Source organism: Staphylococcus parequorum (assembly GCF_039237145.1).
GTDB lineage: Bacteria > Bacillota > Bacilli > Staphylococcales > Staphylococcaceae > Staphylococcus > Staphylococcus equorum_A.
The window spans coordinates 1,033,556-1,049,488 of record NZ_CP150682.1; the positions used below are offsets into that span (position 1 = coordinate 1,033,556).

General features: G+C 34.3%; 16 protein-coding genes and 1 riboswitch. Of the genes, 12 read left to right on the forward strand and 4 right to left on the reverse strand.

Going from position 1 to position 15,933, the window contains the following annotated elements:
• The first annotated feature begins 26 nt into the window (after positions 1–26).
• The 8 genes from hutU (at position 27) to AAA453_RS04770 (ending at position 9,504) form a co-directional block, all read left to right on the forward strand.
• Positions 27–1,691, forward strand: coding sequence for a urocanate hydratase (gene hutU, locus AAA453_RS04735; RefSeq protein WP_427706642.1), 1,665 nt, complete (start codon positions 27–29; stop codon positions 1,689–1,691).
• Positions 1,688–2,926, forward strand: coding sequence for an imidazolonepropionase (hutI, locus tag AAA453_RS04740; RefSeq protein ID WP_427706644.1), 1,239 nt, complete (start codon positions 1,688–1,690; stop codon positions 2,924–2,926). The genes hutU and hutI overlap by 4 nt, the downstream gene beginning before the upstream one ends.
• A gap of 200 nt (positions 2,927–3,126) precedes the next feature.
• Positions 3,127–4,299 carry a SulP family inorganic anion transporter gene (locus AAA453_RS04745; protein ID WP_427706646.1) on the forward strand — a complete coding sequence of 391 codons (1,173 nt, stop codon included), beginning with the start codon at positions 3,127–3,129 and terminating at the stop codon, positions 4,297–4,299.
• A complete protein-coding gene (locus tag AAA453_RS04750) occupies positions 4,299–5,423 on the forward strand; it encodes an amidohydrolase (protein WP_427706648.1) in 1,125 nt (374 codons plus the stop codon). The genes AAA453_RS04745 and AAA453_RS04750 overlap by 1 nt, the downstream gene beginning before the upstream one ends.
• Before the next feature lie 85 nt (positions 5,424–5,508).
• On the forward strand, positions 5,509–6,390 hold the full coding sequence (locus AAA453_RS04755) for an SDR family oxidoreductase (protein ID WP_285323719.1): 882 nt from the start codon (positions 5,509–5,511) through the stop codon (positions 6,388–6,390).
• Between the two features lie 70 nt (positions 6,391–6,460).
• Positions 6,461–7,072: a flavin reductase family protein gene (locus tag AAA453_RS04760; protein WP_427706650.1), complete on the forward strand. Its 612-nt coding sequence runs from the start codon at positions 6,461–6,463 to the stop codon at positions 7,070–7,072.
• Positions 7,073–7,199: 127 nt separating this feature from the next.
• A riboswitch (SAM riboswitch) is annotated at positions 7,200–7,301 on the forward strand.
• Positions 7,302–7,424: 123 nt separating this feature from the next.
• The gene (locus AAA453_RS04765; RefSeq protein ID WP_427706652.1) at positions 7,425–8,717 is read left to right on the forward strand and encodes a Na+/H+ antiporter NhaC family protein; all 1,293 of its coding nucleotides are present in this window, start codon (positions 7,425–7,427) and stop codon (positions 8,715–8,717) included.
• 280 nt (positions 8,718–8,997) lie between these two features.
• On the forward strand, positions 8,998–9,504 hold the full coding sequence (locus AAA453_RS04770; protein ID WP_046465894.1) for an SRPBCC family protein: 507 nt from the start codon (positions 8,998–9,000) through the stop codon (positions 9,502–9,504).
• Between the two features lie 333 nt (positions 9,505–9,837).
• Here AAA453_RS04770 and AAA453_RS04775 read toward each other — a convergent pair whose 3' ends face one another.
• Positions 9,838–10,602: a MurR/RpiR family transcriptional regulator gene (locus AAA453_RS04775; RefSeq protein WP_046465893.1), complete on the reverse strand. Its 765-nt coding sequence runs from the start codon at positions 10,600–10,602 to the stop codon at positions 9,838–9,840.
• 221 nt (positions 10,603–10,823) lie between these two features.
• Between AAA453_RS04775 and AAA453_RS04780 the strand changes: the two genes are divergently transcribed.
• Positions 10,824–12,416, forward strand: coding sequence for an alpha-glucoside-specific PTS transporter subunit IIBC (locus AAA453_RS04780; RefSeq protein ID WP_427706654.1), 1,593 nt, complete (start codon positions 10,824–10,826; stop codon positions 12,414–12,416).
• Positions 12,417–12,492: 76 nt separating this feature from the next.
• On the opposite strand, the gene AAA453_RS04785 is transcribed toward AAA453_RS04780, so the two are convergent.
• The gene (locus AAA453_RS04785) at positions 12,493–13,023 is read right to left on the reverse strand and encodes a hypothetical protein (RefSeq protein WP_046465891.1); all 531 of its coding nucleotides are present in this window, start codon (positions 13,021–13,023) and stop codon (positions 12,493–12,495) included.
• Positions 13,024–13,288: 265 nt separating this feature from the next.
• On the opposite strand from AAA453_RS04785, the gene AAA453_RS04790 reads away from it, so the two are divergent.
• The 3 genes from AAA453_RS04790 (at position 13,289) to AAA453_RS04800 (ending at position 15,209) form a co-directional block, all read left to right on the forward strand.
• Complete coding sequence (locus AAA453_RS04790) at positions 13,289–14,203, forward strand: bile acid:sodium symporter family protein (protein WP_069817605.1); 915 nt, start codon at positions 13,289–13,291, stop codon at positions 14,201–14,203.
• A gap of 165 nt (positions 14,204–14,368) precedes the next feature.
• Positions 14,369–15,013, forward strand: a complete 645-nt coding sequence (locus tag AAA453_RS04795) for an HAD family hydrolase (RefSeq protein ID WP_318420451.1) — start codon at positions 14,369–14,371, stop codon at positions 15,011–15,013.
• A gap of 4 nt (positions 15,014–15,017) precedes the next feature.
• Positions 15,018–15,209: a hypothetical protein gene (locus tag AAA453_RS04800; protein ID WP_046465888.1), complete on the forward strand. Its 192-nt coding sequence runs from the start codon at positions 15,018–15,020 to the stop codon at positions 15,207–15,209.
• Positions 15,210–15,339: 130 nt separating this feature from the next.
• Here the strand turns inward: AAA453_RS04800 and AAA453_RS04805 are convergent, their stop codons facing one another.
• A complete protein-coding gene (locus AAA453_RS04805; protein WP_002506889.1) occupies positions 15,340–15,522 on the reverse strand; it encodes a hypothetical protein in 183 nt (60 codons plus the stop codon).
• The gene (locus AAA453_RS04810) at positions 15,519–15,878 is read right to left on the reverse strand and encodes a hypothetical protein (protein ID WP_046465887.1); all 360 of its coding nucleotides are present in this window, start codon (positions 15,876–15,878) and stop codon (positions 15,519–15,521) included. The genes AAA453_RS04805 and AAA453_RS04810 overlap by 4 nt, the downstream gene beginning before the upstream one ends.
• Positions 15,879–15,933: the final 55 nt, after the last annotated feature.

Consider the following 15,933-nt stretch of genomic DNA (forward strand, 5'->3'; position numbering starts at 1 on the left):
TTAATTAAAATGAGGAGTGATTTTTCATGAGAAAAATAGTAGCAAAAAAAGGTTTAGATATTGAATGTAAAGGCTGGGAACAAGAAGCAGTCCTTAGAATGTTGTATAACAATTTAGATCCAGAAGTAGCTGAACGTCCTGAAGATTTAGTTGTATATGGCGGTATTGGTAAAGCAGCTAGAAATTGGGAAGCATTTGAAGCGATAGAAGAGACGTTACGTTCATTAGAAGCGGATGAAACAATGTTAGTGCAATCCGGAAAACCAGTTGCTGTATTTAAAACACATGAAGAAGCACCGCGTGTATTAATTTCAAATTCAGTGCTTGTACCAGAGTGGGCAAATTGGGATCACTTTAACGAATTAGATAAAAAAGGTTTAATGATGTATGGACAAATGACAGCAGGTAGCTGGATATATATTGGTTCCCAAGGTATTGTTCAAGGCACTTATGAAACATTTGGTGAGCTTGCTAATCAACATTACGATGGCACGTTAAATGGGACAGTGACTTTAACAGCTGGTCTAGGTGGCATGGGTGGTGCGCAACCTCTGGCCGTTACAATGAATGGCGGTGTTGTAATCGGTGTAGATGTTGATGAGACACGTATTGATAAACGTATAGAAACGCGTTATTGCGATGTGAAGACACATGATTTAGATGAAGCTTTACGTTTAGCCGAAGAAGCACGACAAGAAGGCAAACCATTATCTATCGGACTTGTTGGTAATGCTGTAGATACACACAAAGCCATTTTAGATAAAGGATTTAAAATTGATATTGTTACTGACCAGACAAGTGCACATGATCCATTGAACGGTTACATTCCACAAGGTTATTCTTTAGAGGAAGCAAAAGCGTTACGTGATAAAGATCCTAAAGCATACGTTGCGTTATCGCAAGATTCAATGAGAAAACATGTTGAGTTAATGATCGAATTCCAAAAAAATGGTGCAGTTGCTTTTGATTATGGGAATAATATTAGACAAGTTGCCTATAATAATGGCTTAGAAAACGCTTTTGATTTCCCAGGATTTGTACCAGCTTATATCCGACCTTTATTCTGTGAAGGCAAAGGACCATTCCGTTTTGCAGCTTTAAGTGGAGATCCTAAAGATATCAAACGTGCAGATGAAGAAATGAGAAAACTATTCCCAGATAATGAAAAGCTCATTCGTTGGTTAGATTTAGCTCAAGAAAAAATTGCATTCCAAGGATTACCTTCTCGTATAGCTTGGTTAGGTTATGAAGAACGTGCCAAAATGGGCTTAGCTTTAAATCGTTTAGTTCGTGACGGAGAAATTTCTGCACCAGTTGTTATTGGTCGTGACCATCTTGATTCAGGTTCTGTTGCGAGTCCAAACCGTGAGACAGAAGGCATGAAAGATGGTTCAGATGCTGTGGGAGATTGGGCAGTATTAAATGCTTTAATTAACACAGCAGCTGGTGGCTCATGGATTTCGTTCCATCATGGCGGTGGTGTAGGTATGGGTTATTCATTACATGCTGGTATGGTCATTGTCGCTGATGGTTCAGAACGCGCAGATCGTCGTTTAGGACGTGTATTAACGACAGATCCGGGTATGGGTGTTGTAAGACATGCAGATGCAGGTTATGAATCAGCAATTAATGTTGCTAAAGAAAAAGGTATCAAAATTCCAATGATTACGGGTAAAGGAGATAAAAAATGAATGATTTAATTATACAAAATATTAAACAATTAATTTTACCAAAATCTACAGAGCGTCCTTTAAAAGGAAAAGATTTAGACAAATTAGAAATCGTTGAAAATGGAACGGTAGTTGTTAAAGATGGCAAAGTGGTTTACTCAGGCGCCCATACAGATGAATATGAGGCGAAGGAAACAATCGACGCTACAGGAAAAGTTGTATCACCATCACTTGTTGAAGCACATACACATTTAGTTCATGGTGGTTCAAGAGAACATGAAATGTCGCTTAAAAGACAAGGCGTTTCATATTTAGAAATACTTGAACAAGGTGGAGGTATTTTATCCACAGTGGAAGCAACGCGAAATGCCACTGAAGAAGAGCTGTTTAAAAAAGCTGAAAAGAATTTGTTAACGATGATACAACACGGGGTTTTAGCTGTTGAAAGTAAGAGTGGTTATGGTTTAGATAAAGAAAGTGAACTCAAGCAACTACGTGTATCTAAGCGTTTAGCAGATAAATATAACTTAGATATGAAACATACTTTCCTAGGTCCACATGCAGTACCAAAAGATGCGAAATCTAATCAAGCCTTTTTACAAGAAATGATTGATTTATTACCTGAAGTTAAACAGTATGCTGATTTTGCAGATATCTTTTGCGAAACAGGCGTATTTACAGTAGAAGAATCCAGAAGATATATGCAAGTAGCAAAGGATTTAGGCTTTGATGTTAAAATTCATGCGGATGAAATTGATCCATTAGGTGGTCTTGAATTAGCAATTGATGAAGGTGCAATTTCTGCAGATCATTTAGTAGCATCCAGTACAGAAGGCAAAGCGAAACTTAAAGATAGCGATACAGTAGCTGTATTATTACCAGGTACAACGTTTTATTTAGGAAAAGAACAATACGCAGATGCTAGAGGGATGTTAGATAATGATGGGGCTATCGCAATTGCAACAGACTTTAATCCAGGAAGTTGTGTAACAAACAACTTACAACTTGTGATGTCGATTGCTGCATTGAAATTAAAATTATCACCAAATGAAATTTGGAATGCCGTTACGGTAAATGCAGCGAAAGCAATTGATGTTGACGCTGGTACAATTAATAAAGGTGACAAAGCCAATATTGTCATTTGGGATGCACCAAACCATGAGTATATTCCGTATCATTATGGTATAAACCATGCTGAAAAAGTAATTAAAGGTGGCAAATTACTGGTTGATAACCAAGTTAAGTTAAATAACTAATAACATTGAGTCTGGGGCATAAATACATGTCTCAGACTCAATTTTTTTCTAGTCAACATTATGGGCGGGAATACGAAATCAAATTTGATATCTATCCCGCTTCATTTTAAGGGTAAAACAAATTAAGTTTGAGTTGATTAAATATTTCGACAATTATGGTACCATGTTATTTAAAGCATACATGGGAGGTGACATCGAATGTGGGGCAAACTACTTATGTTAAACAATGGAGCGGGGATTTAAGTCAAAATATGCTCACAGGTATATTACTTGCCCTTGCATTACTTCCAGGCGCAATTGCATTCTCTTTCATCGCTGGTGTAAGTCCAACGATAGGCATGTTAAGTACTGGTTTGATGATGCTCGTGTTGAGCTTTACTGGGAATAGAACGTTGATGGTCTCAGCGCCAAGTAGTGGTGTGTCGCTAGTAGTCGCACCATTAATGGCAAGTCATGGTCTAAACGCGCTTATATTAGCTACATTGTTTATGGGTGTCATACAAATTATATTGGGATATTGTCACATAAATAAATTGTTAGACTTCATACCTACGGGTGTAGTCATTGGTTTTATGAATGCATTAGGTTTATTATTGTTTACCTCCCAATTAAAGCATATATTTAACATTTCAGCCTCGACATATGTGTTTGCAATTGCTTCATTCTTTATTATTTGGCTTGCAGGGCGATATATCAAACTTATACCAGCACCTTTAATAGCTATTATTATATTGACACTACTTGCAGGAGTGATGAAACCAAACATTCAATATGTGTCTGATATGGCTTCAATACATATAAAAATGCCAATACCTTCCATACCAAATGAAATAAGTGATTTGAATATAGTGGTGATTGCATTGCTTTATGGTATAGCAATGGCTATTGTAGCCGTGATACAAACGACTTTAACTGCGCAAATGGTTGATGTTGTAACTTCGACAACCAGTGATAAGAATAAGGAATCTATTGGTCAAGGCATCGCGAACTTTATCGTTGGCTTGTTTGGAGGGTTTGGCGGTAGTGCACTTGTTGGACAATCACGCTTTAATGTAGCAATGGGTGCGAATTCAAGGTTGTCGACTTTCATCACAGGAAGCTTTTTATTGATATGTTTATTTATTTTTGGAGAGATTATCGGACGCATACCTATGGCAGTGTTAGCCACTGTGTTGATCACGATTTCACTTGGTACGTTTGATAGACGAACGTTGCCATTTATTCGCAAAGCACCCTTGTTAAATAGCGTTTTAATTATTTCTACCGTAGTAATTATTTTAATTACGAATAACCTTGCCTTAGGCGTCGTTGTTGTAACAATAAGTTATTACATGATTTACCGTTTTATTAATAAGAAAGGACGTGACATATAATGCCACAATATGAAGATTATGTGAATTGGAGAAGAACATTACATCAATACCCTGAACTTTCAGATGCTGAATATGAGACGACAAAAAGATTGAAACGAATATTAGAAGCGTATGATATTAAAATAATTGATTTACCACTAGAGACTGGTTTAGTTGCTGAAGTGGGACAAGGTGAAACATTCGTGGCTGTAAGAACAGACATTGATGCTTTGCCTATCCATGAGCAAGTGGTACATGAATTCACTTCAACGAATGAAGGTGTGATGCATGCATGTGGACATGATATACACATGGCCAGTATATTAGCGGTAGCAACAAGACTTAAAGATATTGAAAGCCAATTAAAAGGACGTGTCCGTATTATTTTTCAACCTGCAGAAGAACTGGGTTATGGGGCGCTACATATCACTGAATCAGGAGCGATTGATGACGCAAAAGCTGTATTAGGCTATCACAACTATCCGTCGTTAGATGTGGGTGAATTTGCAGTGAAGTCGGGTGTAATTACATCGTCTGTAGACCGTTTTGAATTTAAAATAAAAGGTACAGGTGCGCATGCTGCTAAACCAGAACAGGGTAACGACCCTGTCATCGTTCTAGGACAATTAATTAATAGTGTTCAATCGATTGTAAGCAGAAATTTATCTGCTTTTGATAGCGCAGTCGTAACTATAGGTGAAGTATCTAGTGGCAATACATGGAATGTTATTGCTGATCAAGCGTACGTCCAAGGTACTGTGAGAAGCTTTGATGAAGATAAACGTGTTTATATTGAAGAACGACTTAGAGCAATTGGAAGTGGACTTGCAGAAGCCTTTGATGTCGAAATAGAAACACTATATCATCGTTTACCAGGTGCCGTTAAAAACGATGAAAAATTAACGAATGACGCTATCGAAGTAGCCAAACAAGTTGGATATAATGTAGAAGTTATGGATAAACCTTTAACAATTGGCGAAGACTTTTCTGGTTTTGCAAATAAATATCCAAGTGTCTTTGCATTCATTGGGTCGAATAGTGAATATGATTTACATCACCCTAAGTATGACCCAGATGAACGTATTCTAGAAAAAGTGCCTGAGTATTTTGTTACATTTGTTCAAAAATTATTGAACGAAGTATAAGTTGTTAAACACTTTGTATATGTATTAACTCCTATAAAATTTGGGTAATGTATAGATATAATAATTATTTAAGGAGTGTTGTATTATGGCAGCCCAAGATCCAAGAACAAAATTTTCAAATGAAGATTTTCCAAAACAAGAACAAACGCTTCCTGGTTTACAAAAAGAATTAGAACCTAAACCAGATTGTGGGGAAACTTCATATATTGGTTATGGTAGATTAACAGATTATAAAATGTTAGTGACGGGTGGAGATTCTGCCATTGGAAGAGCTGCTGCTATAGCGTATGCGAAAGAAGGCGCAGATGTAGCGATAAATTATCTTCCTGAAGAACAAGCAGACGCCGAAGAAGTACAAGAAGTGATTGAATTAGCAGGTAGAAAAGCTGTTTTAATACCAGGAGATCTCCGAAATGAACAATTTAACTATGATTTAGTTGAGCAAGCTTATAATGAATTAGGTGGTTTAGATAATGTAACCCTTGTAGCAGGACACCAACAATACAGAGATGATTTAAAAAGTTTCGATACAGCTTCATTTACTGAAACATTTGAAACAAACGTTTATCCTATATTTTGGACAGTTCAAAAAGCACTAGATTATTTACAACCGGGTGCTACAATTACGACAACATCATCCGTGCAAGGGTATAATCCAAGTCCTATCCTACATGATTATGCAGCATCAAAAGCAGCAATCATTTCATTAACTAAAAGTTTATCAGAAGAATTAGGTGCCAAAGGTATTCGTGTGAATTGTGTAGCACCTGGGCCATTTTGGTCACCCCTACAAATATCTGGCGGACAACCACAATCGAAGATACCTACATTTGGTCAAAAAGAAGTGTTAGGTAGAGCAGGGCAACCTGTTGAACTTTCAGGAGTATATGTACATTTAGCTGCTGAAGAGTCGAGTTATACGACTGGGCAAGTTTATGGTGTAACAGGCGGAACTCAGTTAGACTAATGATATCAAAAGTTAGTAATCTCTTATAGATTATCTAGCTTTTATTTTTTGAAGGGTATGGTAATAAAATATGAAACAATTTAAAGCAGATACACTCTCTAAAAAACAAAATTATAAATTATTGAGTGGGAGTATAATTCCAAGACCGATTGCATTTGTTACTTCTCAAGATAAATCAGGTCATTTAAATGCAGCGCCATTCAGTTTCTTTAATATAGTGAATAGCGCACCGCCAATGATTATGATTTCTACGGTCCGTTCAGAAGGTGAACGAAAAGATACCTCAGTAAATATCGAAGAAACCGAAGAATTTGTCGTTCATATTACTGATGAAACAATTGTTGAAGAAGTTAATAAAACGGCAGCACCAATAGAGCGTAAGCGTAATGAGCTAGAAAGAACAAATTTAACATGTATTGATTCAGAACTTGTTTCTGTCCCAGGGATACAACAAGCAAAAGTCCGCATGGAATGTAAATTAAACAGAATTATTCCATTGGGCGATCCACAAGAAGGTTCTGATTTAATTATTGGTGAAGTCGTTATGTTCCATATCGATGATGATGTATACTTTGAAGATAGTAAAATTGATGCTCAGGCATTAGCAGCTGTCTCGCGCTTAGCCGGCAATGACTATGCGTCGTTAGGAGAAACATTTACGATTGTGCGACCTACTGAATAAGGTGTCGCACTTTTTGTATATAGCGTATGATTGCAAAGTAATGTTGACAAACGTGCTTTAACGTATTAAGCTAAATCAGTATTTGACGAATTACAGTTGAAAATGTACTGTAATAGAACAATTTAATAACTTATCTAGAGAAGTGGAGGGACTGGCCCGTCGATACTTCGGCAACATGATGATGCGTGTGCCAATTCCAGTAGCATAAATGTATGCTAGAAGATAAGAATGAAAACACAACGTTTACTCTTTTCTTCAATAGAAAAGAGTTTTTTTATTTTCAAAAAGGAAAAACAAAGAAATAGCGATGAGTAAATTTCACGCTTTTACCCTTATAGAAAGTTGGTTTTGTATGGAGAAGATAAAGAAAGGTAACGCTTGGGCATTGATTCCATTGCTCGTATTTGTAGGCTTATTTTTAGGTGTAGGTATTGGTACGGGTGATTTTTCAACAATGCCTTTAAATGTAGCAATTTTAGTAGCATCTATTGTAGCTTTGATTTTAAATAGAAAAGAAACGTTTCATAAAAAAGTGGAAGTCTTCACAAAAGGCGCGGGTCATTCAAATATTATTTTAATGATGCTCATCTTTATACTGGCTGGAGCCTTCTCTCAAACTACTGAAGACATGGGTGGCGTGCAATCTACAGTTAATTTAGGATTGTCACTTATTCCAGAAAATTTAATTATCGTAGGCTTATTTATTATTTGTATGTTTGTTTCGCTTTCAATGGGTACCTCTGTAGGTACAGTAGCAGCAATAGCGCCTGTTGGATTTGGATTGAGTCAAGCAACTGATGTCTCAGCAGCTATTACGATGGCTACGGTTGTAGGTGGTGCAATGTTTGGTGATAATTTATCAATGATTTCAGATACAACAATCGCAGCTGTACGTACTCAAAAAACAAAAATGAGTGATAAATTTAAAGTGAATATTAAAATTGTGTTGCCAGGTGCTATATTTACGATTATAGCTTTGTGGTTTTTAACAAATGGAGCACAAATTGATGCAACTAAAAGTTATGACTATAACATTATCAAAGTCTTACCTTATTTAATGGTACTGATATTAGCATTAATTGGTATTAATGTGATTATTGTACTTATAGGTGGTATCGCATTATCAGCAGTAATTGGCCTTATAGATGGATCATTTGGTTGGACGGGATTATTAGGATCTATTTCAAAAGGTATTATTGGTATGGAAGATATAGCGATGATTGCCTTACTTATCGGAGGTCTTGTAGCACTTATTCAACATAACGGCGGTATTACATGGTTACTTCACTTTGTTCGTAATAGAGTGAAATCAAAACGTGGCGCAGAATTAGGTATAGCTGGGTTAGTCAGTGCAGCGGATATTTCAACAGCGAATAATACGATATCGATATTGATGGCTGGTCCACTAGCAAAAGAAATTTCGGAAGAATACGATGTAGACCCAAGAAAATCTGCAAGTATTTTGGATATGTTTGCGAGTTGTTTCCAAGGACTCTTACCTTATAGTCCACAGTTAATTGCAGCAGCAGGTGTGGCATCTATATCTCCATTTGAGTTATTACCTTACTCTATTTATCCTATGATTTTAGGAGTTTGTGGTTTGATTGCAATCTTCTTTAACTTACCAAGATTAAATAAAAAATAAGGGGTTAAAAGGGAAGGAGAATCAGTGCATTGTTTGTATCTGATGAACCTCCCTTTTTATTATGTTGGAATATAATGTAATTTTATAAAAAGTTCTTAAATACATGTTTTTACGGAAGTGACGTTTAAAATTTTGACGTTTACTGACTATTGACGATAAAATATAGAAGTTGATCGTTTTAAAGTAAAGACTAGAACATTTTATGATTCATATGATTATTGTTTAGAAGTCTTGTAGAATAGGTTAGAATAGAATTAAGAGTGAAAGTAGGTGAACAATCGTGGGTAAATATAATGTTGAAAATGAATACGTTGAGATTCGACTTGAACGACTATTTAAAGTTGAACCAGAATTATTATATCAAGCATGGACAGATCAACGTTTTCTTAAACAATGGTTTATGACAACAGATAGAACAAATAAATCAATTCATATTAACGCTGAACAAAATGGAAGTTATGAAATAGTTGACGTTCGTAAAGGGAAAGAAAATGTAGTAAAAGGTTCTTTTATTACGTTAACACCGTATGAATATATCGTCATGACAATTGGTATGCCAGAGTTAAGTGATTCTGAAGATACAATTGAAATTGAAATATTCGAAAGAGAAGCGGGCATCACACAAATGATTTTTAATTATAAAGCTTTTGTGCCAAAAGAACGTAGATATACAACACTGGAATATAAGCAGAAGAAAAAAGAATATCATGATTCTACTGCGCATGGTTTTGAAATATTATTTGATAAATTACAAGTGGTATTGGAAGAATTTGAATCAGACCTTTAACATGTAATGAGATGTTGTGAATATAAACTGTTAGCAAAGTTGTCGCTTTGTTGGCAGTTTTTTTGTGCGCTTTCGCCCAAGTATAACTTCTACTGTACAATATATATTTCATACTCGCTTGCCTAGGGCATGGTCTCAGCTTGTATATAGTCTTCGGTTCATGCTGTTCCTCTCAGGCGTCTCGTATGAAATTAGGTTGAAAATACCGTAGAACAAATTAAAATAACACCACGCCATAAGTAGATGTTAATGGTGTGGTGTACTGATATTTGAACTTAGAGATGCTTAGTTGTATTGCAATAGTAATAAGCTCAGCATAAAGTTTGTGAATTATTAAGAAATAATTTCACCTTTTTCTATGCGCTCGTTAAACTTACGCAATAATGTTTCGAAAAATATGTGATAACTTATAAAGCTTGAATAATCTATACCGTCAGCAAGATAAAAAGTGTTGCTAGAGACATAAATATTATAATCAGCTTTTTGAGCAAGTGTATTATCATTTAAAGTAGTTATGGAGAAAAAATACTTTTGACGTAACTGTAATAAGTTGGTGATATCTGTTAATTGATGAGATTCACCAGAAAGAGAAATAATGAAGAAAATATCTGTAGGTGTTGTTCTATTAAGGACCATTTTAAATTCGTGTACATCATGTAAAACAATAATATTTTTATGAATTGTTAACAAAATACGTTGCGCTTCTTGGGCGACATTCATTTGCGCGACGCCTGTCCCATACAAATAGACGGTCTCTGCTTCATTGATTTTATCAGTGACAAGATTATAATCAATGCGTTCTAAATATGTAAAAGTATTTTCGACGTCTTGTTTAAAACCTTCGATAGAGTCTGAAGGGAGATTATGAGATTTTTCAGTTTCAAACTTTAAATAAGATTTAAAGTCACTATAACCATCAAAACCTAATTTACGTGTAAAACGATGAATAGTTGCATTTGAAGCATGTGTATATTCTGCTAAGTCTTGAATTTTCATTGTTTTACATTTTGTCGTATGTGTATTGATAAAATGAGCAATATGTAAGTCATTCTCATTTAATTTATTAAAGTTATTATTAACGCGTTCATCTAAAAACAATATGATAACCTCGCACTTCATGAAAATATTTTCAACTTTTGGAAATATAATCTGATTATACAAAACTATTCGTAATATAGTCAAACCATTGCTTATATGTAAGCGTTTCCTTTAGTATTGAGATAAGATTTGAAACAGACGTATCTAAAAAATGATAAGTTTACATATAAGTATTTGAATGTAAGTTATCTAAATTTAATAGAACTTGGGGGTATATTTTTATGAACGCAATTAAACGATTTGGGAGTGCGATGATAGTTCCAGTGCTGATGTTTGCTTTCTTCGGTATTGTCTTAGGGTTTGCTACATTATTTAAAAATCCGGCAATAATGGGAAGTATTGCAGAAGATGGGACGACTTGGTTTAGAATATGGTCCGTAATAGAATCTGGTGGTTGGGTAATATTCGATCATATGGAAATTGTATTTGCTGTCGGATTGCCACTTTCTTTAGCTAAAAAAGCACCTGGTCATGCTGCACTAGCAGCGTTAATGGGCTATCTCATGTTTAATACATTTATTAACGCTATTCTTACACAATGGCCACATACATTTGGGGCTAATTTTGAAAAAGGAGTCGAGAATGTTACTGGACTCAAAGCAATTGCTGGGATTGAAACGTTAGATACCAATATTTTAGGTGGTATTATAATTTCTAGTATTGTGACATGGATACATAATAGGTTCTACAGTAAGAAACTGCCTGAAATGCTAGGTGTGTTCCAAGGATTAACATTTGTAGTAACGATTTCGTTTATTGTTATGTTGCCGATTGCATTGATAACATGTATTGTTTGGCCGACGATTCAAGGTGGTATTTCTTCATTACAAGGATTTATCATAGGATCGGGTTACATTGGGGTATGGCTATATCACTTCTTAGAAAGAGTACTTATTCCAACAGGTTTACATCACTTTATATATGCACCAATTGAAGTAGGTCCAGTAGTGGTAAACCACGGATTAAAAGCAGAGTGGTTTGCGCATGTAAATGAATTTGCTACGAGTACGAAGTCATTGAAAGAACAATTCCCTTATGGATTTATGTTACAAGGTAATGGTAAAGTATTTGGTTCGATAGGTATTGCATTAGCAATGTATTCAACTACACCTAAAGAGAATAAGAAAAAAATTGCAGCGTTACTTATCCCAGCTACATTAACTGCTGTAGTTGTAGGTATTACAGAACCATTAGAATTTACATTCTTGTTTATTGCACCTTATTTATTTGTATTGCACGCACTATTAGCTGCAACAATGGATACACTGATGTATGGATTTGGCCTCGTAGGTAACTTTGGTGGCGGTCTATTAGACTTCTTTGCTACCAATTGGATACCTTTAGCACAAAATCATTGGTTAACATATGTAATTCAAATCATTATTGGTCTTGTATTTACAGCTATTTATTACTTCTTATTCAGATTCTTAATTTTAAAATTCAATATTCCACTTCCTGGTCGTAAGAAAGATGAAGAAGACGTGAAGTTGTATAGTAAACATGATTATAAGAGTAAAAAAGGCAGTGATGACAAAGGAAACGCAACATCTACTGGTAATGAATACGAAGATAAAGCAAATTATTATTTAGAAGGCCTTGGTGGTAAAGAAAATATCAAGGACGTAACAAATTGTACGACACGCTTAAGATTAACAGTGAATGATATAGATAAAGTAGAAGATAGTGGTTATTTCACACATAATCAAATGGCACATGGATTAGTTAAAAGTGGTAAAAATGTCCAAGTCGTTGTTGGTATGTCAGTACCACAAGTAAGAGAAGCCTTTGAAAACATCGTTAACGAGGAAGAGTAAGATTAAATAGATAATAAAAAATAAGCACAGCCCGTATGGAATCGTTCCATGGGCTGTGCTTTATTATATAAACGAATTACGAAATTCTAGCTTTATTCATTAATCTTGGTTGATATATTGCACCAAGTACATCAATGTTATGAGTAGCAATCATTTGGATGAGTTTTGCGAAAACTTTAGGAGAACAAGAAACATTTATTTTATCTCTATTGAAGGTATATGTAATATGCTCCGTTTGATTGATTAAGTTCAAAATATCAATGACTTTGTCTTTAACAAAAGCGTCGTAAAGTCCATCGATAGTTAGTTCAAAACGTTTAGAAGATAACAATAAATGATCAAGATCTAATAATTTTTCAGAATGATTACTTTCTATAATTTGATAAATTAAATAATTATGGAAGCTCAGAAAACTAATAATATATGGTAACTGGTATTTTGGTAAGTTGACCTTTAATGCATACAAGTTATTTTCTTTAAAAATTGAAAACTTGAATGAGTTGCAAAAATTAATTTGCTTACATAATTTAGTTAAATTTTTACGTGTGGCACGTTTGTTAAGTCCACCTATATTTAACACAAAAGTTTCCGTTCTATCTAAAAACATATTATACCTCCATATCTATATAAAGTGTCATATGGATATTAATCATAATATTCTTTACACTTAAAATTATACAAGTTTTTATTTCTATTAAATTGTACCACTCTTTTAAAATGTTGACACTAGGTCTTTAGAACGAAGTTGAAAATTATTTTTGAAGTTAAATTTTTGGCTTTTAAAAAGTTGGAATATTTTGAAAATTCAGTTGTATAGCTGTTTAAAGTATGATACATTTTTCATTATTAATACATAGAGGAAGTGTTTAGAGATGTTATCAAAAGTGAGTAAGTTTGCAACAAACACATTCTTGATATGGATGTTAATCGCTGCAATAATTGGCTTTATTTTTCCAACTCAGTTAGCTACGTTAAGTGGTTGGGTGCCATATTTACTTGGTATCGTAATGTTAGGGATGGGATTGACCATTGACCCGAAAGATTTTAAGATTGTATTTCAATCGCCAAAGTGCGTAATAATTGGTGTGATTTTGCAATACACAATCATGCCTTTAGCGGCTTTTTTAATTGCTAAATTATTTCAATTACCACCAGAAATTGCAATTGGTGTGATATTAGTTGGGTGTTGTCCAGGGGGAACATCAAGTAACGTTATGAGTTATTTAGCAAATGCGAATGTTGCGTTGTCTGTAGCTATTACAAGCGTCTCTACGTTACTTGCTCCGTTCTTAACGCCAGCATTAATTTATTTATTCGCACATGAATGGTTACAAGTTTCATTTATGAGTATGTTTTGGTCAGTAGTGCAAGTGATACTTATTCCTATTGCGATTGGTTTTATATTACAAAAAGTATTTAAAAAATTCGCTGATAAGACTGCAACTGCATTGCCAATCGTTTCTGTAATTGCTATTTCACTGATACTCGCTTCTGTAGTAGGTGGGAGTAAATCACAAATACTAGAAACAGGATTGCTCATTTTTGCAGTAGTCATACTACATAACATTGTTGGTTATGTATTAGGATATACATTAGCAAATATATTTAAACTGGAACGCGCTGATAAAAAAGCTGTTTCGATTGAAGTTGGTATGCAGAATTCAGGGTTAGCAGTAACATTAGCTACTGTACACTTTAGTCCTTTATCGGCAGTGCCTGGGGCAGTATTTAGTTTGGTACACAATATTACCGGACCAATTTTAGCAAAATATTGGAATAAACGGTAATAACACTAGAAGCATAAATAATGAGGCTGGGACATATCACATGTCTCAGCCTCAATTTCTATATTACCATTTTAAAATCTAAACTACATATTTCGATTTTAAAATATGATAAGCTAGCATTAATATAATTTAACGAAACAACAAGTGGACAGAGGAGGATATATTATGTATAGAGCAGTCATATTTGATTTTGATGGCACGATTATTGATACAGAAAGGCATCTATTTGAAATCATTAATAAGCACTTGAAAAAACATAATTTAACTGAAATAACATTGGATTTTTATCGTCAATCTATTGGCGGAGCTGCGACGGATTTACATCATTATTTAGAAAGTCAATTAGGTAAAGAAAATAAGCATGAAATTTATGTCGAACATAGTAGCACAAGCGTTGATTTGCCAATCATTGATGCAATGAAACAGTTAATGGACTATTGCAAAAAATGTCATATACCCATGGCGATTGCGACGAGTAGCTATAGAGCTGACATCAAACCAGCTTTTGAAAGTCTAGGATTAAGCAATTATATCGATATCGTTGTAGGTAGAGAAGATGTTGAAGCGGTTAAACCAAGCCCTGAGCCATACCTCACTGCTGTTCAAAAACTGAATTACAATCCTGGAAATTGTTTAGCAATCGAAGACTCAGTTAATGGTGCAACTGCCGCAGTTTTAGCTGGTTTAGATGTTATCGTCAATACAAATACAATGACAGAAAAACAAGATTTTAGCGAAGTGGCATTTACTGGAAAAGATTTAACCGGTGAAGAAATCATTACGACGTACTTTGAGAAAAATAGAGGCTAATTAAATGAGTGGATATTTAATTTTATTTTTCTTGGGTGGACCCATTGTATTGGCGATAAGTAATTTGGTATTAGGTCCGATTTTTAATAAAAAAATACCTTTTAAAATACAATTTAGATCATTTATGGTAGGAACGGTGGTTTATTTGTTAGGCGCTAGTTTAATATATTATTTTGTGCTTCAAGATAAATTGTAAATTTGGACCTGATTTTAAATATAAAAAGGGAGCTTCCATATGGAGGATCCCTTTAGCACGCAAACAAAGCACTGTTGCGAACTCAACTGCATTATATATGTTAGCTTATATTTAATATAAACATTGTTAATTATAAAAGTTGGAAAATCAATGTTGCTACAACGAGGACAAGTAGTATTGAATCTATACCTACCATGATTGCAAAACGCGTATTTTTTTCCCCAGTTTCTTTAGAGGCTTTTACTGCTTTTAAATTAGGAATCAAACTTACAATCAGTAAAATAATTACAATAACGCCTATAATCATACTCATGATTTGTCACCACCATTTTTATTTTTTTCTATATATTCCCAAACATAACCAGCGATGATACCAACAATTAAACCGACAATAATACCAACTTTTATAGTAGATATTAAAGCACATATGATAATAGCTAATAACAATGCGATTGGAATCGTGATACCAAATTTATATTTTCGTTCTGGTGAATCAACAATAGAAAATAAGACATAATATAATATAGCAAATACTACAATTACAAGTAGACTTTTTAAAATTAATTGTCCAATTGAACTATCTGAACCAGTAACATAATTTAATAAGAAAAATAACACACCAAAGATAAGAGAAACTGTAATTGTTTTTTTAAGTAAAATTTTATTCATGTTGAACTCCTTTGTAATAAAATCTAATGAAAATTATACCATAGAAAGTTTGAAA